Raw genomic sequence first — 19,489 nt, 5'->3', positions numbered from 1 at the left:
CCGTCAGACGATCCGCGTCACCAGCGGCGTCAGCCCCTCGATCTCGACCGTCACGGCCTGCCCGCGTGTGACCGCGCCAACCCCTGCCGGGGTGCCAGTGAAGATCAGGTCGCCCGGCTGAAGCCGCACCGATTGCGACAGATGGGCGATGACATCGGCCACAGGCCAGATCATCTGCGACAGATCCGCTTCCTGGCGCAACGCGCCGTCGACCGACAGCGCGATCCGGCCTGCGTTCAGCGGGCCGGTCTGGCCGACCGGATCCAGCAGCCCGCAGGCCGCCGACAGGTCGAAGCCCTTGGCCAGATCCCAGGGCCGCCCGGCCTTCTTCGCCGCGGCTTGCAAGTCGCGCCGGGTGAAGTCGTTGCCGGTGGCATAGCCCCAGATCAGTCCCTGCGCGTCGTCAGGCGCGATGTCCGTGCCGCCTGCGCCAAGCGCCACGACCAGTTCGGCCTCGAAATGCAGATCCCCCGTCTGCGGCGGATAGGGCAGGTCGGCGTCCCCCGCCAGCAGCGTGTCGGCTGGCTTTGAAAAGAAGAAGGGCGGTTCGCGGTCGGGGTCATGCCCCATCTCTCGCGCGTGGTCGGCATAGTTGCGGCCGACGCAATAGATCCGCCGCACCGGGAAGCGGCGGCTGTCGCCTGCCACGGGCAGGGACGGAAGGGCAGCGGGCGGGATGACGAAGTCGGACATGGGAGGGGGCTTTCGCTGGGGTGCGGCGGACTGTCCCGCGCCCGCAATGCCCCGTCAAGGCCAGCTTCGCCCCATCGAGGCCGGTTCCAGCACCACCACGGTCGGCCGGTCCGGCAGCCCCCGCAAGGACGCCAGGTATTCGCTGCCACCCGGCCGCTGGATGTCGAACTGGCCCGCCATGCCGGTCAGGAAGGCCTCCAGCCGGGCGGGGCCGAACCAGTGCATGGGGATCACCACCGAACTGTTCAGGCGGCTGACCACCCGCATCATCGCCGCCTGCTCCATCGTGTAGCTGCCGTCGACCGGGACCAGCAGCACGTCCACGCGGCCCAGGCGGGCGTAATCCTCGTCGGTGGGTTCGTGGTGCAGATGGCCCAGATGCGCGATGCAAAGGCCGCCCGCCTCGAAGACGAAGATGGAATTGCCGCCTTCCTCGACCGTGCCGAAGGACCGGATGTCGGTCGGCACGTTGCGGATCAGCGCGTCGCCCAGCGTCAGGTAGTGGTCGGCAGCAACCCCGAACTGTTCAGACCAGCCGCGCAGGACATGGGGGATCCCGTCCACCCGGTCGGTCCAGTGGCTGGAATGGGCGCGGTTCATGGTCACCACGTCCGGCACCGGCGCGTCGGGATGCAGGTTGCCGTTGAAGTCGGTGACGATGTCCAGGCCCCCCGGCGTCTGGATCAGGAACATGGCATGTCCCAGAAAGGACAGCCTGACCGACCGTTCCGGCACCGGGTCGGACCAAGCGGCCTGCTGGATGCGTTCGGGTCCGCCCGCGATGGCGATACAATGGCTGGGCCTGCGTTCCTGGCCCTGCGCGGCCAGCGGCAGAACGGCGATCACGGCGGTGGCAAGGGCAAGGCGCATGGTCGTCCCCCGGAAAGATCGGCGGAAGCGTAACCCGGAACGCCCGGAACCCCCGTCACAAGCGCGTGACAGGGGGCGGGCCGGGGCTTATCCATGGCGGCAGGATCGGCAGGATCGCCGGCAAAGAGGAGTTGCGCCATGTTCATCGCCATGAACCGTTTCACCGTTCCCGTCGAAAACGCCGCCGAGTTCGAGGCCCTGTGGCTGTCGCGCGACAGCAAGCTGGACAGCCTGCCGGGCTTTGTCGAGTTCCACATGCTGAAGGGCCCCGAGGAGGACGGGCGGCGGCTTTATGCCTCGCACACGGTCTGGGAGTCCGAGGATCACTTCATCGGCTGGACCCGCAGCCAGCAGTTCCGCGACGCCCATGCGCGGGCGGGCGAGACGAAGAAGCTGTATGAAGGCGGCCCCCGCTTCGAAGGCTTCACCGCGATCCAGCATATCGGCCGGGCCGGCTGATCGCAAAAAAGGGGAGGGGGACATGACGAACACGATCTACGACCAGGGCCTTGACGCCTGCGCGGCCAATTTCGCGCAATTGACGCCCTTGGACTTCCTGGCCCGCACGGCGGCGATCCATCCCGACCGGCTGGCCCTGGTCCATGGCCCGGTCCGCCGGACCTGGGCGGAAACCCAGGACCGCTGCCGCCGGCTGGCAAGCGCGCTGTCGGCGCGCGGGATCGGGCGGGGCGACACGGTGGCGGTGATCGCCCCCAACATCCCCGAGCTTTACGAGGCCCATTTCGGCATCCCCATGCTGGGGGCGGTGCTGAACGCGATCAACACGCGGCTGGACGCGGACACCGTGCGCTTCATCCTGCAGCATGGAGAGGCCAAGGCGCTGCTGGTGGACAGCGAATTCGCCCCCCTTGCGCGAGAGGCGCTGAAGGGATGCGACATCGGATTGGTCGTGGACATCCTGGACCCCACGATCACCCATGGCGATCCCATAGGCCACCTGGATTACGAGGCCCTGCTGGACGAAGGCGATCCCGCATTCGATTGGCAGTTGCCTGCCGACGAATGGGACGCGATCGCGCTGAACTATACCTCGGGGACGACCGGCAGTCCCAAGGGCGTGGTCTATCACCACCGGGGGGCGGCGCTGAACGCGATCTCTCAGCTGCAGGACTGGGGGATGCCCGCGCATTCGGTCTATCTGTGGACGCTGCCGATGTTTCACTGCAACGGCTGGTGCTTCCCCTGGGCGATGGCCGCGAATGCCGGCACCTCGGTCTGCCTGCGCGCAGTGCGGGCCGAGCCGATCTTCGACCTGATCGCGGGCGAAGGCGTCACGCATTTCTGCGGCGCGCCCATCGTGCTGAACATGCTGGCCCAGAACGCGCATCTGAAACGCTTCGACCACCCGGTGAAGGTGATGACCGCCGGCGCCTCGCCCCCTGCCGCCGTGATCCAGGCGATGGAGGACATGGGCGTCGAGGTCACCCATGTCTATGGCCTGACCGAGGTCTATGGCCCCTCGGTCGTCTGCGTCTGGAAGCCGGAATGGAACGAACTGCCGCCCGACCAACGCGCGCGGCTGAAGGCCCGGCAGGGGGTGCGCAACGCGGCCTTGGGCGGGCTGATGGTGGCCGATCCCCAGACGCTGGCCCCCGTCCCCCATGACGGGCAGACGCTGGGCGAGATCTTCATGCGCGGCAACAACGTGATGCGCGGCTACCTCAAGAACCCCGAGGCCACGGCCAAGGCCTTTCGCGGCGGCTGGTTCGCCACGGGCGATCTGGGCGTGATGCATCCCGACGGCTATGTCGAGATCAAGGACCGCAGCAAGGACATCATCATCTCGGGCGGCGAGAACATCTCGTCGGTGGAGATCGAGGACGTGCTGTACCGCCACCCGGCGGTGAACGAGGCGGCGGTGGTCGCGCGTCCCGATGCCAAGTGGGGCGAAACCCCCTGCGCCTTCGTGGACCTGCGGCCCGGCAAGGACGCGTCCGAGGCCGATATCATTGCCTTCTGCCGCGACCACATGGCCCATTACAAGGCGCCGAAGACGGTGGTCTTCGGGCCGCTGCCCAAGACCTCGACCGGGAAGATCCAGAAGTTCGTGCTGCGCGATCAGGCCCGCAGCCTGCCCGGCTGAGGGGCGGGCAGGACCGTCCCGGCAAAGCCGTCATCGGCGATGTCGCGGCACAGGCCGGACCATTCGCAACCCGTGCAGGCCGTCCGGATCACGCCGCCCGCGAAGGCGCGGCGCATCCGGGCCAGCGTGGCGGGGTCCAGCACCAGCCGCTGCCCCGGCGCCAGCGGGCGGCCCAGCAGCGCGGCCACGTCGCGCGCTGCCTGCGCGTCGCGACGCGCGACGCTGCCGCCCCGGCAATGGCAGCCGGGATCGGCCAGCATCGGCACGCAGACATCGTCGGGGCCTTCGACCAGCACCACCGCCTCGCCCGCCGCGATACGGCCCGCGATGGCGGTGAACCCCGCCGTGAAGGCGGGGCTGTAGCCCTTGCCTGCCCAGGTCAGCAGGCAAAGCAGGTGATGCGCGCGAAGGCGGATCGTCATGCCCGGCGCGGGCGGCCCAGCTGGCGCAGCGCCAGCGCGCCCACGGCGGATTTCAGAACCGCGCCGATCAGGAAGGGGGTGACGCCGTGGACGATCGCCGCATCCCAGCCGATGCCGCGCGACAGCCAGGCCGCGCCCATGGCCAGGCAGATCAGGTTGCCCGCCAGCATCGACAGGAAGGCCAGACCCGCACGGTTGCCGTTCCAGCCGCGTTCGGCCAGCCAGCCGATCTGCGCGGCCATGACCGCGAAAGCTACCAGGTAGCCGCCGGTCGGTCCCGCGAAATGCGCAAGGCCCCCTGCGCCGCCTGCCAGCACCGGCAGGCCCAAGGCCGCCTGTCCCAGCCAGGCCAGCACCGTCAGCGTCCCCAGCCGCCAGCCGTAAAGCGCGCCGATCATCGCCACGGTGAAGGTCTGCATGGTCACCGGCACCGGCACCATCGGCACCTCGATCCGCGAGGAAATGGCCAGCAGGACCGTGCCGAAAGCGACCGCCAGCAGGCGGACGGGCAGGGACAGGCTGTGCGGGTTCACGGGGCTGAAGGCTGGAGTCGGCATCATTGATCGTCCCTATCTTGAATTATAGATAATTATGGATTCGTCGTGCGAGGATAGTTCACGAATTATCTATCGGATCAAGAGGGGATTGTTTAGCGCCGCGTCCGGGGTCGTTGGCCGCTGAACTGGACATGCCGGGCCAGCACGGCGGAGGCGCGGTCCAGATTGCCCGACCGCAGCGCGTGCAGGATCGCGCGGTGGTCGCGGTCGGTCGGCGCCTCCCATTCCGCGCGCCAGCCCGAAAACAGGAAGCGGGCGCTTGCGGTGTGCAGATCGGCGATGGATTTCAGCAGGCGCGGCATCCCGCAGGGGTCTAGGAGCAGGCGGTGGAACTGGCGGTTTGCCTCCTCCCAGGTTTCCACATCGGCTGCGCGGTCGCCCGCCCGCGTCGCGTCCTCGGCCCGGTCCAGGATCGCAGGCGTCAGGTGGGACGCAGCATGGCGCAGGGCCAGCACCTCCAGCGCGGCGCGCATCTCGGCCACCTCGCGCACCTCGGCCAGCGAGAATCCCGCGACGCGGAAACCGCGCCGGGGCTCGCTGATGGCAAGGCCGCGGCTTTCCAGGTGGCGAAACGCCTCGCGCACGGGAACATGGCTTGCGCCGAATTCGGCGGCGATGTGATCCTGCCGCAGCCGCTCGCCCGGCGCGATCCGGCCGGAAACGATGCGCGCGGCAAGTTCGCGGCTGATGCGATGGGCAAGGGGTTCGGGCGGCATGGATTGTAGATAATCCGGCCGCCCCCCAAGGTCCAGCGTTCAGAAACCCTTGTGCGTCTTCAGGAACTCGGCCTCGTCCGGCGTATTGGGCCGGTCCAGGGCCGCGTTGCGGTGCGGAAATCGGCCGAACCGCTGGATGATGTCGCGATGCGCGATCGCGAAGCGCAGGCTGTTGTCGTTGCCCAGGGCCTCGTAAAGCTCGACCGAGCGGGTCTGGTCGGGCAGATCCTCGCTGTGCATGAAAGGCAGATAGAAGAACTGCCGCCGCTGCGGATCGACCTGGATGTCGAAACCGGCGTCCAACGAGGCCCGGGCGTGCTCCAAGGCCAGATCATTCGATTCGAAGGCCCGGCCGCTGCCGCGGAACAGGTTGCGCGGGAACTGGTCCAGCACGATCACCAGGGCAAGCGCGCCTTCGGCGGTTTCGGCCCAATTGTCCAACTCGCGACGGTGCGCGGCCTCGTAGGTGGCGGCAAACTGGTCACGGATTTGGGCATCCACGTCGTCGGATTTGGCGAACCACATCGGCTCCATCTGCGGCGAGAACCAGAAGTCCAGCACGTCCTGCGCGGTCTTGATCGTCATGGGTCAGTTCCTTTCGGGCAAGGGGATGTGTTCGGCCCGGTCCGTGGGCGGCAGGTCGAACAACCCCTGGCCCCAACGTTCCGCCTGCCATTGGCGTTTCGCCTCTTCGATGCGCTCGCGCGAGGAGGCGACGAAGTTCCACCAGATATGGCGCGGCCCGTTCAGGGTCTCGCCCCCCAGGGCCATCAGCCGCGCGCCCCGGTCGCCCGCCTGCACGGTGATCGCGTCGCCGGGGCGGAAGACCATCATCTGCCCGGCCTCGAAGTCCTGGCCCGCGATGCGGATGGAGCCTTCGGTGACATAGATGCCGCGATCCTCGTGATCGGCGGGCAGGGGAAAGCGGGCGCGGGGGTCCAGCGTCACGTCCAGGTAGAAGGTGTCCGAATACATCGTCGCGGGCGCGGTTTCGCCATAGGCGCGGCCCAGAATCAGCCGGGCCTCGATGCCTGTGTCGCGGATCACGGGCAGCGCATCCTTGCCGTGATGCTCAAAGGCCGGGGCCATGTCCTCGTGGCTGTCGGGCAGGGCGATCCAGGTCTGGATGCCCAGAAGGCTGCTAGGCCCCTGGCGCACCGCCTCGGGGCTGCGCTCGGAATGGGTGACGCCGCGTCCGGCGACCATCCAGTTCAGCGCGCCGGGCGTGATGATCTGGTCGGCGCCGGTGCTGTCACGATGCTGGAAGCTGCCGCGATACAGATAGGTGACCGTGCCCAGCCCGATATGGGGATGGGGACGCACGTCGATCCCCTGGTTCGTCAGGAACTCGGCCGGGCCCATCTGGTCGAAGAAGATGAAGGGTCCGACCATCTGGCGCTTGGGCGCGGGCAGGGCGCGGCGCACCTCGAACCCGCCAAGGTCGCGGGCGCGGGGGATGATCAGCGTCTCGATCGCGTCCGGGCCGATCTCGTCGGGGCAGCCGGGCGCAAGGGCGGGGTTCCAACTCATGGCGTTCCTCCTGTTGCTGGCTGAAAGGGTATGTCTGCCCGGGCCGAACACAAAGACAAAAGGCGTTCTGGAATTGCGAACGCCGGATTGACTGGCCGCCGGCTGGCGCAGGCGGTGCAGGAACCGCATCTTCCAGCCAGATGTTTCACGACCCAGAGGTGCGCGATGACCAGCGGAATCCATCATGTGACGGCGATCACCCGCGACGTGCAGGCCAATGTCGACTTCTGGATGGGCTTTTTGGGCCTGTCCCTGGTCAAGCAGACAGCGGGCTTCGAGGATGCCGAGCAACTGCACCTGTTCTATGGCGACCCGCAGGGCAGCCCCGGCAGCCTTGTCAGCTTCCTTGTGTGGCAGGACGGTGCGCCGGGACGGGTCGGCCATGGCCGTGTGGCTGAAATTGCCCTGGCCGTGCCGCGTGCCCGGATCGGCGACTGGCTGACCCGCGCCATGCAGCGCGGCTTGCGGGTCGAGGGGCCGGTGCGCGAATGGGCCGAGCCGGTGCTGCGGCTGAAGGATCCCGACGGCATCATCGTCAAGCTGGTGGGCGCGGACGCGCCCGATACCGGCTGGCCCGCCGCGCCCGCCCGCCTGCGCGCCGTGACGATCTGGTCCGCGGTGCCCGAACAGACCGCGGCCTTCCTTATCCCCTTCGGCTATCGGCACGGCGGGACCGAGGGGGGCCTGACGCGGCTCGTGTCGGACACGGACGCCGTCGATATCCGCGACGCATCGGGCTTCGTGCCGGGCATTTCGGGGACGGGGGTCATCGACCATGTGGCGCTGCGGCTGCCCGATCTTGCGGCACTGCAGGACCATCACCAGTCCCTGGCGCGGCGAAATGCGGGCGATGTGACGGTTCACGACCGCACGTATTTCGCCTCGCTTTACGTGCGCGAGCCGGGCGATACGCTGATCGAACTGGCGACGGATGGCCCCGGCATGGCCATTGACGAACCCGCCGATGCCCTGGGCCGGGTGCTGATGTTTCCCCCGCATGTCGCGGAGACCGGGGACCTGCCCCTGCTTCTGCCGCAATTCGCCCGGCCGGGCGAGGAAAGGACCGTGATGAGAGATCTGCCCTTCGTTCACCGCCTGCGCCAGCCCGACGAACCCGACGGCCAGACCATGCTGCTGCTGCACGGCACCGGCGGCAACGAAGCCGACCTGATGCCCCTGGCCCATCGCATCGCGCCCCATGCGACGCTTCTGGGCCTGCGCGGCCGGTCGACCGAGGAAGGCGTGGCGCGGTTCTTCCGCCGCACCTCGATGACCAGCTTCGACCAGGACGACATCCGGGCCGAGGCCGGGGCCTTTGCGGCCTTCTGGCAGGGCGCGGTTGCCGCCTATGGGCTGGACCCGGCGCGGATCACGGTGATGGGCTACAGCAACGGCGCGAACTTCGCCGCCGCCGTGATGGGCCTGCATCCCGGGCTGATCCGGCGCGCGATCCTGATGCGGCCGATGGCCGTGCTGGAGGATCTGCCCGCACCTGACATGACCGGCCTGTCGGTGCTGACGCTGACCGGCGCGCGCGATCCATACGGCCCTCATGCGCCGCGCCTGAACGACTGGCTGGCCCGCCAGGGGGCGGACTTGGATGCGCGGGTCGTGCAGGCGGGACATGACCTGACCGCCGACGACCTGGCGGCCGCGATCGACTGGATGAAGGAGAAGACCAATGGCTGAGATCACCATCACAAGGGAACAGGCCGACCCGCGCCACGGCCGCTATGTGGCGCGGATCGCGGGCATCGACGCCGAGGCCGAACTGACCTTCACCCGCCGGGGCAATGACCGGGTCAGCGCCGACCATACCGGCGCCCCCCATGCCCTGCGCGGCACCGGCGCGGCGGCCGCCCTGGTCGAGGCGATGGTGGCGGATGCGCGCAAGGAAGGCTTCCGGATCATCCCGGCCTGTTCCTATGTCGCGGACCGGCTGGCGAAGAACCCCGACTGGGCGGATGCCTTTGCGGTCGAACGCCCGTGGGGTGCGTGCTTGCACGCATCTTGGTAGGCGGCTTGGTGCGTGCAAGCACGCACCCTACAGGAACCGGAACGGTGTTCCCCACGGGTCGGTTATGGTCTGGCTTGCCCGGCCAAGGTCCCGGATCACCACCTCGGCCAAGCCCGTCATTCCTTTGTCGCGCATCCCCGCCCCGTGGCTGTTCCAGGTGTTCCCGGCCAGGTGGTGGTGATAGCCGTTCCAGCCGTACCAGGCCCCGCCAGGGGCGTCGAAGGTCCGGGTCAGGCCCAACTCGGCCACAAGGAAGGCATCGGCCTGATCCAGGTCGCCCACCTGCAGGTGGACATGGCCCAGGCTGCTGCCATCGGGCGCGCCCTGCCACGGGCCATCGGCCACCGACAGCAGGTCATCCAGGTTCAGGCGGCGGGTGAACATCTCGATCCGGTCGCCGTTGCGGGTCCACCGGTCTGGCGCACGGTCCCAATAGATCTCGATGCCGTTTCCTTCGGGATCGTCCAGATACAGGGCCTCGCTGACGCCGTGGTCGCTGGCGCCGGTCAAGCGCGTGCCCGTGTCGGCGGCGTGGCGCAGCCAGCGGGCCAGGTCGGCGCGGCGGGGCAACAGGAAGGCGGTGTGGAACAGCCCGGCCTGGCGCGGATCGCGCGGGCGGGCGGCACCGTCGCGGCGCAGTTCCAGAAGGGTGCGGTTCCCCGCGCCAAGGCGCGCGGTCTCGCCGTCGCCGCCCAGGTGGTCCAGCCCGATCGCGTCACGGTAAAAGCCGGTCATGCCGGGCAGGTCGCGCACCGTCAGCGCGACATGGTCGATGGTCTTGTCGGTCACGGGGCCGGTCCTTTCCTTCAGGGTCGGGCGTGCCGCCCCCCTTTGGGCTCAAGATGGACCCCCGCCCGCCTTGCGAAAAGCCCCGCCGGCGCAGGGGCTCTGTGCGCAGATGCACGATCGTCAAAGGCTGGCTGCAAATCCTGACATGAAATCGGCCACCGCCTGCCGGGTCTTGTTGTCGGTCAGGTTGCCGTCCCTGTCGAACAGCCCGCCCGCGCGCGACACCATCAGCCGCCCGTCCCACCAGGGGCGCATCTTCAGCGTCCGCAGGACGGGCCACCAATGGCTTTGCGCCTGGGTCGTCCCGAAGCCGCCGGGGGAAGCGCCCATGACCGCGACCGGCTTGCCGACAAACAGCCCCAGGCCTTCGCCCCGCGACATCCAGTCGATGGCATTCTTGAAGACGCCGGGGATGCCGTTGTTGTATTCGGGCGTCACCAGCAGCAGCCCGTCGGCCGCGGCCAGTTGCTGGTTCAGCTGCGCGACGGCGGGCGGCGTGCCGTGCGCGGCCTCGTCATCCCCATTATACAGCGGCACGTCCGCGATATCGCCGATCACGACCGTCACGCCTTGGGGCGCGGTGTCGCGGGCGGCGCGCAGCAGGCCGCCGTTGATCGAGGCGCGGCGCAGGCTGCCCGACAGGCCGAGGATGGTGGTCATGCGCATCTCCGTGGAAGAACCGGGGGCAGGGTGCCCCCGGCGTGTCGCCTAGTCCAGAGGTTTCAGCCCGGCCTCGATCGCGGCGCGGCGGGGTTCCAGGAAGGGCGGCAGCGACAGGCCTTGGCCCATCGTGTCGCGCGGTTCGTCCACGTCGAAGCCGGGACCGTCGGTCGCCAGTTCGAACAGGTTGCCGCCCGGTTCGCGGAAGTAAAGCGAGCGGAAGTAGAAGCGCTCCACCTCGCCCGAGTTCGGGACGCGGAAGCCCCGCACGCGGTTTGTCCATTCCGTCAGCGCGGCGGGGTCGGGCACGCGGAAGGCCACGTGATGGACCCCGCCCGCGCCCTGCTGGGCGGCGGGCAGGCCGGGCTGGACCGCGACATGCAGTTCGGCCGCCGCCCCGCCTTCGCCCATCTGGAAGACATGGACCTGGCCCTGCCCGTCTGGGCTGGCATAGTCGCGCACCTTCGCCATGTTCATGACCTGCGTCAGCACGGCCTGGGTCGGGGCCAGTTCGGGGACCGAGATCGTGATCGGGCCAAGGCCGTGGATCTGGTGCGGCGCGGGAACCGGGCTTTGATCCCAGGGCTGGCCCGCGGGTTCGGGTGCCGCGACCAGGCGCAGGCGCTGCCCTTCGGGATCCTCGAGATCGAGGCTGGCGCGGCCGTCCAGCGTTTCGATCCGCCCGGACGACACCCCCAGGTCGGAGAGGCGCGCGGCCCACCAGTCAAGGCTGTCCGCGGACACCCGCAGCCCGGTGCGGCTGATGGAATGGGTGCCGCGACGTTCACGCGGGGCGGGCCAGTCGAAGAAGGTGATGTCGGTGCCGGGCGTGCCCGCGCCATCGGCGAAGAACAGGTGATAGGCCGAGGTGTCGTCCTGGTTCACGGTCTTCTTCACGCGGCGAAGGCCCAGCGTGTCGGTGTAGAAGCGGTTGTTGCCTGCCGCGTCGGCGGTGATCGCGGTCAGGTGGTGAATGCCGGTCAGTTGCATGGGTGCCGATCCTTTCCTTGCTTGCCGACAATATGGCCCAAGGCGACCGTTCGTGGCACCCGCCGTGCGGGCAATGCGGCGTTCGGTTCTTGCGAACGGCCGGCCCTTGGCTATGGTCGCGGAATGGATTGGTCGATCAGCGACATTCGGACATTTCTGGCGGTGCTGGATGCGGGCAGCATCTCCGGTGCGGCGGCGCGGGCGGATTTGTCGAAATCCGTGGTCAGCAAGCGGATCAGCGATTTCGAGGCCGCCTTGGGCGTGGCCCTGTTCACCCGTCACGCGGGCCGCATCGCCCCCACGGACAACGCCCTGGCCCTGGCCGACCGCGTGCGGCCCGCCCTGGCCGAACTGGTGGCCGCGACCGAAAGCCTGGGCGGGCAGGCCGATCTGCGCGGGCGGCTGGCCATCGCCGCGCCGATGAGCTTTGGCATCCGCCACCTGGGCCCGGTGATCGCAGGCTTTGCCCGCGCCCATCCGGGACTGGAGGTGGTGCTGGACTACGACGACCAACTGACCGACCTGGGCCGGGCGGGTTTCGACGTGGGGTTGCGGATCGGGCAGATGCGCGACAGCAGCCTGATGGCCCGCCGGGTCTGCGCCGATCCGCGCGCCCTTGTGGCGAGCCCGGATTATCTGGCGGTGCATGGAGGCATTGACGACCCGGCCGACTTGGCGCGCCACAGCGCCATCGGCTATCTGAACGCGCGGCTTGGCGACATCTGGCCCTTTGCGGGGGTGGCGCAGCCGCCCCTGGGCCGCATCACCGCCAACAATGGCGAGGCGATGCGCGACATGGCGATCGGCGGGCTGGGGCTGGCGCTGCTGCCGATGTTCATCGTCCATGACGCGCTGCGCGACGGGCGGCTGGTGCGGCTGCTGCCCCACTTGCCGCAGGATCCGCTGCCGGTCAGCCTGGTCTGGCCGCCGATCCGCCCGATGCCGCGCAAGACCCGCGCCTTCATCGACCATGTCGCCGCCGCCTTCGCCGGAGAGCCGCCCTGGCTTGCGGGGTTGTAGGCAAGGCCGGGGCGCTGCCCCGGACCCCGGGACATTTGGACCAAAGCGAAAGACACGAGGCAGGACATGCTGGTTGACCCGAACGCCCCCTTCTTCCGCCACCTTTGGGTGCGGATCCTGTGCGTGATCGTTCCCTTGGCCTGGGCCGGGGTCGAGCTTTACACCGGCAGCCCCTTCTGGGCGGCGATCTCGGGGGCTGCCGGGCTTTACCTGGCCTTCGAGCTGTTCCTGCGCCGCAAGCCGGACTGATCAGGCCAGCAGGTCCACGGCGCGGTCCAGCCAGGCAAAGCCGTTGGGCGGCAGGTCCAGCACCTTGTCCGAAAGCGATGCCCGCGACGGCCCGGCAAGCGCCGCGTCGTCCGACAGGGTCAGCCGCGCGGGTTTGGGCGATAGGTTGAAGACGCAGGTCAGCGCCTCGCCCCCGATGCCGCGATGAAAGGCCAGGATCGGCTCAGGCAGGTCCAGGAACGAGGTCTCGCCCCGCCGCAGCGGCATCTGCGCCTTGCGAAAGGCCAGAGTGGCGCGATAGGCCGACAGCACGCTGTCATTGTCGCCCTGCTGGCCCGCGACATGGCGGGCGGCCTGGGGTTCCTTGACCGGCAGCCAGGGCTTCGCCGCGGAAAAGCCCGCGTTTGGGCTGTCGTCCCAGACCATCGGCGTGCGGCAGCCGTCGCGGCCCTTGATCTGGGGCCAGAAGCGCAGCGCCGGGGGGTCGGTCAGTTCGTCATAGACCAGTTCGGTTTCCGTCTGACCCAGTTCCTCGCCCTGGTAAAGGCAGATGGTGCCGGGAAAGGACAGAAGCATCGCCGCCGCCTGCCGGGCAAGGGCTTCGGGCGATTCGGCATGAGGCATCCACCGGGTCACGTGCCGGAACACGTCGTGGTTGGAAAAGGACCAGCAGGCATGGGCGTCGGGTGCGCCCTTGTGGACGCCCTCGATCGTGTGGCGGAAATGCCGGGCGGTGAAATCGTGGCTCAGCATCTCGAAGCTGTAGCACATGTGCAGCCGGTCGCTGCCCGCCGTGTATTCGGCCATGATCCGGATCGAGGTGTCGCCGCTTTCGCCCACCTCGCCCACCATCATGCGGGCGTCGTATTCGTCGGTCAGCCTGCGCATCCGTTTCAGGAAGGCGATGTTTTCGGGACGGTTCTTGGAATAGACATGACGTTGCATGTTGTAGGTGTCGGGGGCGGTGCTGTCGGGATTGGGCGGGTTGTCCCGCAGCCGGGCGTCGTGGAAATAGAAGTTGACGGTGTCCAGCCGGAAGCCGTCCACGCCGCGTTCCAGCCAGAAGCGCATGGTGCCCAGAAGCGCGTCCTGCACCTCGCGGTTCCACAGGTTCAGGTCGGGCTGCTCGATCAGGAAGTTGTGCAGGTAATATTGCCGCCGCTGCGGCTCCCATTCCCAAGCCGGGCCGCCAAAGACGGAGGGCCAGTTGTTGGGGGGCGTGCCGTCGGGATTCGGGTCGGCCCAGACATACCAGTCGGCCTTGTCGTTGTCGCGGCTGGCGCGGCTTTCGGCGAACCAGGGGTGGCGGTCGCTGGAATGGCTGATGACCTGGTCGATGATGACCTTCAGCCCCAACTCATGCGCGCGCGCCACCATCGCGTCGAAATCGTCCAGCGTGCCGAACAGCGGGTCGATGTCGCAATAGTCGCTGACGTCATAGCCCATGTCCTTCATGGGCGAGGTGAAGATGGGCGACAGCCAGATCGCGTCCACCCCCAGCGAGGCCACATGGTCCAGCCGCCGGGTGATGCCCGGCAGGTCGCCGATCCCGTCGCCGTTGCTGTCCTGAAAGCTGCGGGGATAGATCTGATAGATCACCGCGTCGCGCCACCATTCCGTCATGAGACTCTCCTGCTTGGTCGGGCTTCGGGGCGATAGAACACATCCGGGCGGGCAACATAAAGGCGGTTCGGGCGTTAAGTGATGGATTGCCCTGATCAAACGGCGGGCTAGAGTGGGATCATGGGACAGGTGCCTGATGTGTCATCACTGACGAATGACGAAATCCCGGCCCTGGTCGGGGGACGAGGCAGCGGGCCGGGCATTCCGCATTTCAATGACAGCTGGATGACCGTCCGCGTCGGCGGTGGCGCCGCGGGGGCCAGGAGGCGGTTGGCGCGGTGCATCAATCCGTTGCGCAAGTCGGCGGTGATCCTTGTCGCAGGCGATGGTGATATGGGGGAGGATGGTTGATGAGCGAACTGAGATTGACCCGGCGCGCGATGGCCTTTGTTCTGGCCGGAGGACGCGGAAGCCGATTGAGGGAACTGACCGACCGCCGGGTGAAGCCGGCGGTCTATTTCGGTGGCAAGACCCGCATCATCGACTTTGCCCTGTCGAATGCGATGAATTCGGGCATCCGCAAGATCGCGGTCGCCACGCAATACAAGGCCCACAGCCTGATCCGCCACGTCCAGCGGGGCTGGAACTTCTTTCGCGCCGAGCGCAACGAGTTCATGGACATCCTGCCCGCCAGCCAGCGGATGTCGGAAGACCACTGGTATCGCGGCACGGCAGATGCGGTGACCCAGAACATCGACATCGTGGACAGCTATGACGTGGATTACATCGTGATCCTGGCGGGCGACCACATCTACAAGATGGATTACGAGATCATGCTGCGCGAGCATTGCGAAAGCCGCGCCGACGTGACCATCGGCTGCCTGACCGTGCCCCGGATGGACGCAACCGCCTTTGGCGTGATGGCGGTCGATGAAACCGGGCGCATCACCTCGTTCCTGGAAAAGCCCGCCGATCCGCCGGGAATGCCCGATGATCCCGACAGCGCGCTGGCATCCATGGGGATCTATGTCTTCAGCTGGCCCTTCCTGCGCGATCTGCTGCTGCGGGATGCCCAGGATCCCAATTCCAGCCATGACTTCGGCCATGACCTGATCCCCGAGATCGTTCGCAACGGCAAGGCGATGGCGCACCGCTTCGACGTGTCCTGCGTGCGGGACGCGGGCGCCCCCGCCTATTGGAAGGACGTGGGAACGGTGGATGCCTTCTGGAAGGCCAATATCGACCTGACCGATTTCACCCCGGAATTGAACCTGTGGGACCAGGAATGGCCGATCTGGACCTATTCCGAAAGCGCCCCGCCCGCCAAGTTCATCCATGACGAGAAGGACCGGCGCGGGATCGCGATATCCTCGATGGTGTCGGGGGGATGCATCATCTCGGGGACGGAAATCCGCAATTCGCTGCTGTTCACGCAGGTCCATACGAACAGCTATGCATCGCTGGATCATGTCGTGGCGCTGCCTTATGTGACGGTGAACCGGAGGGCGCGGCTGACCCGCGCGGTCATCGACCGGGGCGTGGTCATTCCCGATGGCCTTGTCGTGGGCGAGGATCCGCAGGAAGACGCCAAGTGGTTCCGCGTCAGCGAAGGAGGCATCACCTTGATCACCCAGGACATGCTTGACAGGCGGGCGGCAAGCCTTTGACGCGGGTTCTGTCGATCGCATCCGAATGCGCGCCGCTGGTCAAGACCGGCGGGCTGGCCGATGTGGCGGGCGCGCTGCCCGCCGCGCTTGGGGCCCAGGGGGTGCAGATGCGGACCCTGCTGCCCGGCTATCCGGCGGTGATGGATGCGCTGCATGACCGGGCCGAAGTCGCGCATTTCCATGACCTGTTCGGCGGCCAGGCATGGATCCTGTCGGGGCGGGCCGCGGGCCTGGACCTGGTTGTGATCGACGCGCCGCATCTTTATGCGCGGGCAGGGTCGCCCTACATGGCGCCGGACGGGCGCGACTGGCCGGACAATCCCGAACGCTTCGCCGCGCTGTCCTGGATCGGCGCGCATCTGGGCATCCACGGCGTGGCGGGCTGGCATCCGCAGGTGCTGCATGGCCATGACTGGCAGGCGGGCTTCGTGCCGCAATACCTGCGCCAGATGGGCGGTGGCCCGGCCACGGTGCTGACCATCCACAACATCGCCTTTACCGGATCCACGGATCCAGGGCGGGTGCAGTCACTGCGCCTGGATCCCTGGCATTTCCACCCCGAAGGCTATGAATTCTATGGCGGCATCTCGGCCCTGAAGTCCGGGCTGATGGGGGCGGATGCGCTGACCACCGTGTCACCCACCTATGCCGCGGAACTGATGACGCCCGAATATGGCATGGGTCTGGACGGGGTCATCCGCCATCGGCGCGAGGCGCTGACGGGGATCCTGAACGGCATCGACGCGGATGCCTGGGATCCCGGCGCGGATCCGGCCATCCGGCCTTATCGCGATCTTGACGGGAAGGCCGCGAACAAGGCCGCACTGCGGGCGGAGATGGGCCTGCCCGACACCGATGGCCCGCTTTGCGTGATCGTGTCCCGGATGAGCCACCAGAAGGGGCTGGATCTGGTGCTGGAGGCCTTGCCCGCGCTTCTGGATCGCGGCGGGCAACTGGCGGTGCTGGGATCGGGCGATCCGGGGCTGGAACAGGCCTTCCGCCAGGCGGCCGACCAGAACCCCAATGTTGCCGTCCGCATCGGCTATGACGAGGGGCTGTCGCACCGGATGATCGCCGGGGGCGACGCCATCCTGGTGCCGTCGCGGTTCGAACCCTGCGGGCTGACGCAGATGTATGGGCTTCGCTATGGCACGGTGCCGGTGGTGGCGCTGACCGGGGGACTGGCCGACACGGTCATCAACGCCTCGCCCGCGGCGCTTGCGCGCGGGGCGGCGACGGGGGTGCAGTTCTCGCCCGTGACGGCCGAGGCCTTGCGCGGCGCGCTGACGCGCCTCTGCCAGCTTTACCGGGACGGGGACACATGGTCGCGCCTTGTGGCGAACGGGATGTCCCACCCGGTCGGCTGGGACCAGTCGGCTAGGGCCTATGCCGCGCTTTACGCAAGGCTTTCGACGGGCCGATGACCTATCCGCTGTCGGCCGGGCATCCTTTTCCCCTGGGCGCCAGTGTCGCCGGGGACGGCGTCAACTTCGCCCTCTTTTCCCGGCACGCCGAACAGGTGCTGCTGTGCCTGTTCGACGAGGCGGGCCGCGAGACGCGGATCCCCCTGCCCGAACGCGAAGGCTATGTCTGGCACGGCCACATCGCCGGACTTGGGCCGGGGCAGCGGTACGGCTACCGCGTGCAGGGTCCCTATCGCCCCCGCGACGGGCACCGCTTCAACACCAACAAGCTTCTGGTCGACCCCTATGCCCGCAGCCTGACCGGCAGCCCCCGCATCCATGACGCGCTGCTGGGATACCGGGCGGGCCATGCCGATGCGGACCTGTCCTTCGACCGCCGCGACAGCGCCCCCTTCATGCCGCGCTGCGTGGTGGCGGCGGACCCTGCCTTCGACTGGGGCGATGACCGCCCCCTGCGTCGCCCCCTGACGGATACCGTCATCTACGAGGCGCATGTGAAGGGCCTGACCATGCTGCATCCGGGGGTGGACCGGCCCGGCAGCTTTCTTGCGATGGCTTCGGACCCGATCCTGGACCACCTGAACCGGCTGGGCGTCACCGCCGTGGAACTGCTGCCCGTCCATGCCTTTGCCGACGACCGCTTCCTGGCGCGGCGGGGGTTGTCGAATTACTGGGGCTACATGTCCTATGGCTTTTTCGCGCCCGACCCGCGCTATCTGCAAGGGGGCGACATCGCCGAGTTCCAGCAGATGGTCGCCCGCTTCCACAAGGCCGGGATCGAGGTGATCCTGGACGTGGTCTACAACCACACCGCCGAGGGGGACGAATTGGGGCCGACACTGTCCCTGCGCGGCATCGACAACGCCTCCTATTACCGCCTGGCCGAGGATCGCCGCTTCTATGTGAACGACGCGGGCACGGGCAATGTGCTGGACCTGGACAGCCCCTTTGCCCTTCGGCTGGTGATGGACAGCCTGCGATACTGGGTCGAGGCGATGCATGTGGACGGCTTCCGCTTCGACCTGTGTTCCGTCCTGGGCCGAACGCGCGGGGTCTTCGACCGCAACGGGCCGTTCTTCCGCGCGGTCCAGCAGGATCCGGTGCTGAACCGCGTCAAGCTGATTGCCGAGCCCTGGGATCTGGGCCGGGGCGGCTATCAGCTGGGTGCCTATCCCGCGCCCTTCTGCGAATGGAACGACCGCTTCCGCGACGGGGTGCGCGGCTTCTGGCGGGGGGATGCGGGCCATGTCGGCCGCCTGGCCAAGCGCATCGCCGGATCGGCGGCGCGGTTCGACCACGACGGCCGGGCCGCAACGTCCAGCGTCAATTTCGTCGCGGCCCATGACGGCTTCACGCTGATGGACAGCGTCAGCTTCGACCACAAGCACAACGAGGCGAATGGCGAAGGCAACCGCGACGGTCATGACCACAACATTTCGGACAACATGGGCGTCGAGGGGCCGACGGATGATCCGGCCATCACCGCCCGCCGCGACCGCCGCCGCCGCAACCTGATCGCCACCCTGATGCTGAGCCAGGGCACGCCCATGCTGCTGGCGGGGGATGAACTTGGCAATTCGCAGGACGGCAACAACAATGCCTATTGCCAGGACAATCCCATCGGCTGGGTGCGATGGGACGGCGCGGATCCCGGTTTCCTGGATTTCTGCCGCCGGGTAATCGCCTTCCGCAAGGCCCATCCGATCCTGAGGCAGCGCCGGTTCCTGCACAGCCAGCCGCGGGACGAGGACGGGCTGCCCGACCTGTTCTGGCGCCGCGCCGACGGCCGGCCGATGGAGCCCGAGGATTGGTCCGATCCCCATCTGCGCCTTCTTGCGGCCGAAATGCGCATGGCCTCGGGGACGCCCCCCTACGCGGCGCTGCCGGGGGCGGTCTTTCTGGTCTTCAACAATGGCGCGGACAGCACCGTGGCCCTGCCGCAGCCGACACAGGGCGGGCACTGGCGCAGGCGACTTGACAGCGCGCAGGATCGGACGCCCGACCGTCCCGCCGCGGCGGTCGAACCGATCGCGGCCGAAAGCGTCGTGGCCTTCGTGCTTTGCTGTCACGCGAAAGGCTGATCCCGCGCCTGCCGGGTGGGCATCGCGGCATCATTGCCTGCCAGCACGGGGGGCCAGCCCTTTTCAACCCCCTTGAAAGCTGGCAACAGAAATCAACCGCGGGCGGTATTCCTGCAGCCCGAGGGTGATTCCCATTTCTCACAGCCCCAAGAGGCTCG

Annotated in this window: 21 protein-coding genes; 10 read left to right on the top strand and 11 right to left on the bottom strand. The window is 68.0% G+C overall.

The genetic code is table 11. The features are described 5' to 3' along the window. Window positions 1-3 precede the first annotated feature (3 nt). Together FIU66_RS13165 and FIU66_RS13160 are read right to left on the bottom strand one after the other, a co-directional pair. Window positions 4-693: a fumarylacetoacetate hydrolase family protein gene (locus FIU66_RS13165; protein WP_167623188.1), complete on the bottom strand. Its 690-nt coding sequence runs from the start codon at window positions 691-693 to the stop codon at window positions 4-6. A gap of 54 nt (window positions 694-747) precedes the next feature. Beyond that, window positions 748-1,563: an MBL fold metallo-hydrolase gene (locus FIU66_RS13160; protein WP_167623187.1), complete on the bottom strand. Its 816-nt coding sequence runs from the start codon at window positions 1,561-1,563 to the stop codon at window positions 748-750. A 138-nt stretch (window positions 1,564-1,701) separates the two neighbouring features. Here FIU66_RS13160 and FIU66_RS13155 point away from each other — a divergent pair, with 138 nt between their 5' ends. Together FIU66_RS13155 and FIU66_RS13150 are read left to right on the top strand one after the other, a co-directional pair. After that, window positions 1,702-2,022: an antibiotic biosynthesis monooxygenase gene (locus FIU66_RS13155; protein ID WP_167623186.1), complete on the top strand. Its 321-nt coding sequence runs from the start codon at window positions 1,702-1,704 to the stop codon at window positions 2,020-2,022. A gap of 22 nt (window positions 2,023-2,044) precedes the next feature. Then, window positions 2,045-3,667 carry an acyl-CoA synthetase gene (locus FIU66_RS13150; RefSeq protein ID WP_167623185.1) on the top strand — a complete coding sequence of 541 codons (1,623 nt, stop codon included), beginning with the start codon at window positions 2,045-2,047 and terminating at the stop codon, window positions 3,665-3,667. Here FIU66_RS13150 and FIU66_RS13145 read toward each other — a convergent pair. The 5 genes from FIU66_RS13145 to FIU66_RS13125 form a co-directional block, all read right to left on the bottom strand. Then, entirely contained in the window at window positions 3,643-4,089 is a 447-nt protein-coding gene (locus tag FIU66_RS13145) for a DUF1284 domain-containing protein (RefSeq protein WP_167623184.1), read from the bottom strand. The two genes, FIU66_RS13150 and FIU66_RS13145, sit on opposite strands and share 25 nt — an antisense overlap. Continuing rightward, window positions 4,086-4,649 carry a biotin transporter BioY gene (locus tag FIU66_RS13140; protein ID WP_167623183.1) on the bottom strand — a complete coding sequence of 188 codons (564 nt, stop codon included), beginning with the start codon at window positions 4,647-4,649 and terminating at the stop codon, window positions 4,086-4,088. Before FIU66_RS13140 ends, FIU66_RS13145 begins: the two co-directional genes overlap by 4 nt. 89 nt (window positions 4,650-4,738) lie before the next feature. Further along, window positions 4,739-5,362 (bottom strand): GntR family transcriptional regulator, encoded by a 624-nt coding sequence (locus FIU66_RS13135; protein ID WP_167623182.1) that lies wholly within the window; start codon window positions 5,360-5,362, stop codon window positions 4,739-4,741. A gap of 39 nt (window positions 5,363-5,401) precedes the next feature. Further along, a complete protein-coding gene (locus tag FIU66_RS13130) occupies window positions 5,402-5,947 on the bottom strand; it encodes a DUF924 family protein (protein WP_167623181.1) in 546 nt (181 codons plus the stop codon). 3 nt (window positions 5,948-5,950) lie between these two features. Continuing rightward, complete coding sequence (locus FIU66_RS13125; protein ID WP_167623180.1) at window positions 5,951-6,892, bottom strand: pirin family protein; 942 nt, start codon at window positions 6,890-6,892, stop codon at window positions 5,951-5,953. A gap of 165 nt (window positions 6,893-7,057) precedes the next feature. On the opposite strand from FIU66_RS13125, the gene FIU66_RS13120 reads away from it, so the two are divergent. Beyond that, window positions 7,058-8,581, top strand: a complete 1,524-nt coding sequence (locus tag FIU66_RS13120; RefSeq protein WP_167623179.1) for a VOC family protein — start codon at window positions 7,058-7,060, stop codon at window positions 8,579-8,581. Next, window positions 8,574-8,909, top strand: coding sequence for a GNAT family N-acetyltransferase (locus FIU66_RS13115; RefSeq protein ID WP_167623178.1), 336 nt, complete (start codon window positions 8,574-8,576; stop codon window positions 8,907-8,909). Before FIU66_RS13120 ends, FIU66_RS13115 begins: the two co-directional genes overlap by 8 nt. Window positions 8,910-8,936: 27 nt before the next feature. On the opposite strand, the gene FIU66_RS13110 is transcribed toward FIU66_RS13115, so the two are convergent. From FIU66_RS13110 to FIU66_RS13100, 3 genes are all read right to left on the bottom strand, one after another. Further along, entirely contained in the window at window positions 8,937-9,698 is a 762-nt protein-coding gene (locus tag FIU66_RS13110; protein WP_240544696.1) for a VOC family protein, read from the bottom strand. A gap of 120 nt (window positions 9,699-9,818) precedes the next feature. Beyond that, window positions 9,819-10,358, bottom strand: a complete 540-nt coding sequence (locus FIU66_RS13105; RefSeq protein ID WP_167623177.1) for an NADPH-dependent FMN reductase — start codon at window positions 10,356-10,358, stop codon at window positions 9,819-9,821. A gap of 48 nt (window positions 10,359-10,406) precedes the next feature. Continuing rightward, window positions 10,407-11,348: a ring-cleaving dioxygenase gene (locus FIU66_RS13100; RefSeq protein ID WP_167623176.1), complete on the bottom strand. Its 942-nt coding sequence runs from the start codon at window positions 11,346-11,348 to the stop codon at window positions 10,407-10,409. Between the two features lie 123 nt (window positions 11,349-11,471). On the opposite strand from FIU66_RS13100, the gene FIU66_RS13095 reads away from it, so the two are divergent. Both FIU66_RS13095 and FIU66_RS13090 read left to right on the top strand, forming a co-directional pair. Beyond that, the gene (locus FIU66_RS13095) at window positions 11,472-12,368 is read left to right on the top strand and encodes a LysR family transcriptional regulator (protein WP_167623175.1); all 897 of its coding nucleotides are present in this window, start codon (window positions 11,472-11,474) and stop codon (window positions 12,366-12,368) included. Between the two features lie 66 nt (window positions 12,369-12,434). Then, window positions 12,435-12,617: a hypothetical protein gene (locus FIU66_RS13090; RefSeq protein ID WP_167623174.1), complete on the top strand. Its 183-nt coding sequence runs from the start codon at window positions 12,435-12,437 to the stop codon at window positions 12,615-12,617. Here the strand turns inward: FIU66_RS13090 and FIU66_RS13085 are convergent, their stop codons facing one another. Next, window positions 12,618-14,219 (bottom strand): alpha-glucosidase, encoded by a 1,602-nt coding sequence (locus tag FIU66_RS13085; RefSeq protein ID WP_167623173.1) that lies wholly within the window; start codon window positions 14,217-14,219, stop codon window positions 12,618-12,620. Between the two features lie 120 nt (window positions 14,220-14,339). Between FIU66_RS13085 and FIU66_RS13080 the strand changes: the two genes are divergently transcribed. From FIU66_RS13080 to glgX, 4 genes are read left to right on the top strand one after another with little or no spacing between them, the layout of a single operon-like run. Continuing rightward, window positions 14,340-14,570, top strand: a complete 231-nt coding sequence (locus FIU66_RS13080; protein WP_167623172.1) for a hypothetical protein — start codon at window positions 14,340-14,342, stop codon at window positions 14,568-14,570. Next, complete coding sequence (glgC, locus tag FIU66_RS13075; protein ID WP_370528920.1) at window positions 14,570-15,826, top strand: glucose-1-phosphate adenylyltransferase; 1,257 nt, start codon at window positions 14,570-14,572, stop codon at window positions 15,824-15,826. The genes FIU66_RS13080 and glgC overlap by 1 nt, the downstream gene beginning before the upstream one ends. After that, window positions 15,823-17,250: a glycogen synthase GlgA gene (gene glgA / locus FIU66_RS13070; protein WP_167623170.1), complete on the top strand. Its 1,428-nt coding sequence runs from the start codon at window positions 15,823-15,825 to the stop codon at window positions 17,248-17,250. The genes glgC and glgA overlap by 4 nt, the downstream gene beginning before the upstream one ends. Next, window positions 17,247-19,331, top strand: a complete 2,085-nt coding sequence (glgX, locus tag FIU66_RS13065; protein WP_167623169.1) for a glycogen debranching protein GlgX — start codon at window positions 17,247-17,249, stop codon at window positions 19,329-19,331. Before glgA ends, glgX begins: the two co-directional genes overlap by 4 nt. Window positions 19,332-19,489: the final 158 nt, after the last annotated feature.

This window comes from Paracoccus sp. AK26 (genome assembly GCF_011801365.1).
Classification (GTDB): domain Bacteria; phylum Pseudomonadota; class Alphaproteobacteria; order Rhodobacterales; family Rhodobacteraceae; genus Paracoccus; species Paracoccus aerius.
The sequence above is the reverse complement of the archived record's forward strand: the minus strand, read 5'-3'. Positions and strand labels throughout refer to the sequence as shown.

Bases quoted from the DNA above. Each gene is read 5' to 3' on its own strand.
- FIU66_RS13105 (WP_167623177.1), bottom strand. From the start codon at position 10,358: ATGACCACCATCCTCGGCCTGTCGGGCAGCCTGCGCCGCGCCTCGATC.
- FIU66_RS13145 (WP_167623184.1), bottom strand. From the start codon at position 4,089: ATGACGATCCGCCTTCGCGCGCATCACCTGCTTTGCCTGCTGACCTGG.
- glgX (WP_167623169.1), top strand. From the start codon at position 17,247: ATGACCTATCCGCTGTCGGCCGGGCATCCTTTTCCCCTGGGCGCCAGT.
- FIU66_RS13120 (WP_167623179.1), top strand. From the start codon at position 7,058: ATGACCAGCGGAATCCATCATGTGACGGCGATCACCCGCGACGTGCAG.
- FIU66_RS13130 (WP_167623181.1), bottom strand. From the start codon at position 5,947: ATGACGATCAAGACCGCGCAGGACGTGCTGGACTTCTGGTTCTCGCCG.
- FIU66_RS13095 (WP_167623175.1), top strand. From the start codon at position 11,472: ATGGATTGGTCGATCAGCGACATTCGGACATTTCTGGCGGTGCTGGAT.
- FIU66_RS13080 (WP_167623172.1), top strand. From the start codon at position 14,340: ATGGGACAGGTGCCTGATGTGTCATCACTGACGAATGACGAAATCCCG.
- FIU66_RS13155 (WP_167623186.1), top strand. From the start codon at position 1,702: ATGTTCATCGCCATGAACCGTTTCACCGTTCCCGTCGAAAACGCCGCC.
- FIU66_RS13090 (WP_167623174.1), top strand. From the start codon at position 12,435: ATGCTGGTTGACCCGAACGCCCCCTTCTTCCGCCACCTTTGGGTGCGG.
- FIU66_RS13135 (WP_167623182.1), bottom strand. From the start codon at position 5,362: ATGCCGCCCGAACCCCTTGCCCATCGCATCAGCCGCGAACTTGCCGCG.
- FIU66_RS13150 (WP_167623185.1), top strand. From the start codon at position 2,045: ATGACGAACACGATCTACGACCAGGGCCTTGACGCCTGCGCGGCCAAT.
- FIU66_RS13165 (WP_167623188.1), bottom strand. From the start codon at position 693: ATGTCCGACTTCGTCATCCCGCCCGCTGCCCTTCCGTCCCTGCCCGTG.
- glgC (WP_370528920.1), top strand. From the start codon at position 14,570: ATGAGCGAACTGAGATTGACCCGGCGCGCGATGGCCTTTGTTCTGGCC.
- FIU66_RS13100 (WP_167623176.1), bottom strand. From the start codon at position 11,348: ATGCAACTGACCGGCATTCACCACCTGACCGCGATCACCGCCGACGCG.
- FIU66_RS13115 (WP_167623178.1), top strand. From the start codon at position 8,574: ATGGCTGAGATCACCATCACAAGGGAACAGGCCGACCCGCGCCACGGC.
- FIU66_RS13140 (WP_167623183.1), bottom strand. From the start codon at position 4,649: ATGATGCCGACTCCAGCCTTCAGCCCCGTGAACCCGCACAGCCTGTCC.
- FIU66_RS13160 (WP_167623187.1), bottom strand. From the start codon at position 1,563: ATGCGCCTTGCCCTTGCCACCGCCGTGATCGCCGTTCTGCCGCTGGCC.
- FIU66_RS13085 (WP_167623173.1), bottom strand. From the start codon at position 14,219: ATGACGGAATGGTGGCGCGACGCGGTGATCTATCAGATCTATCCCCGC.
- FIU66_RS13125 (WP_167623180.1), bottom strand. From the start codon at position 6,892: ATGAGTTGGAACCCCGCCCTTGCGCCCGGCTGCCCCGACGAGATCGGC.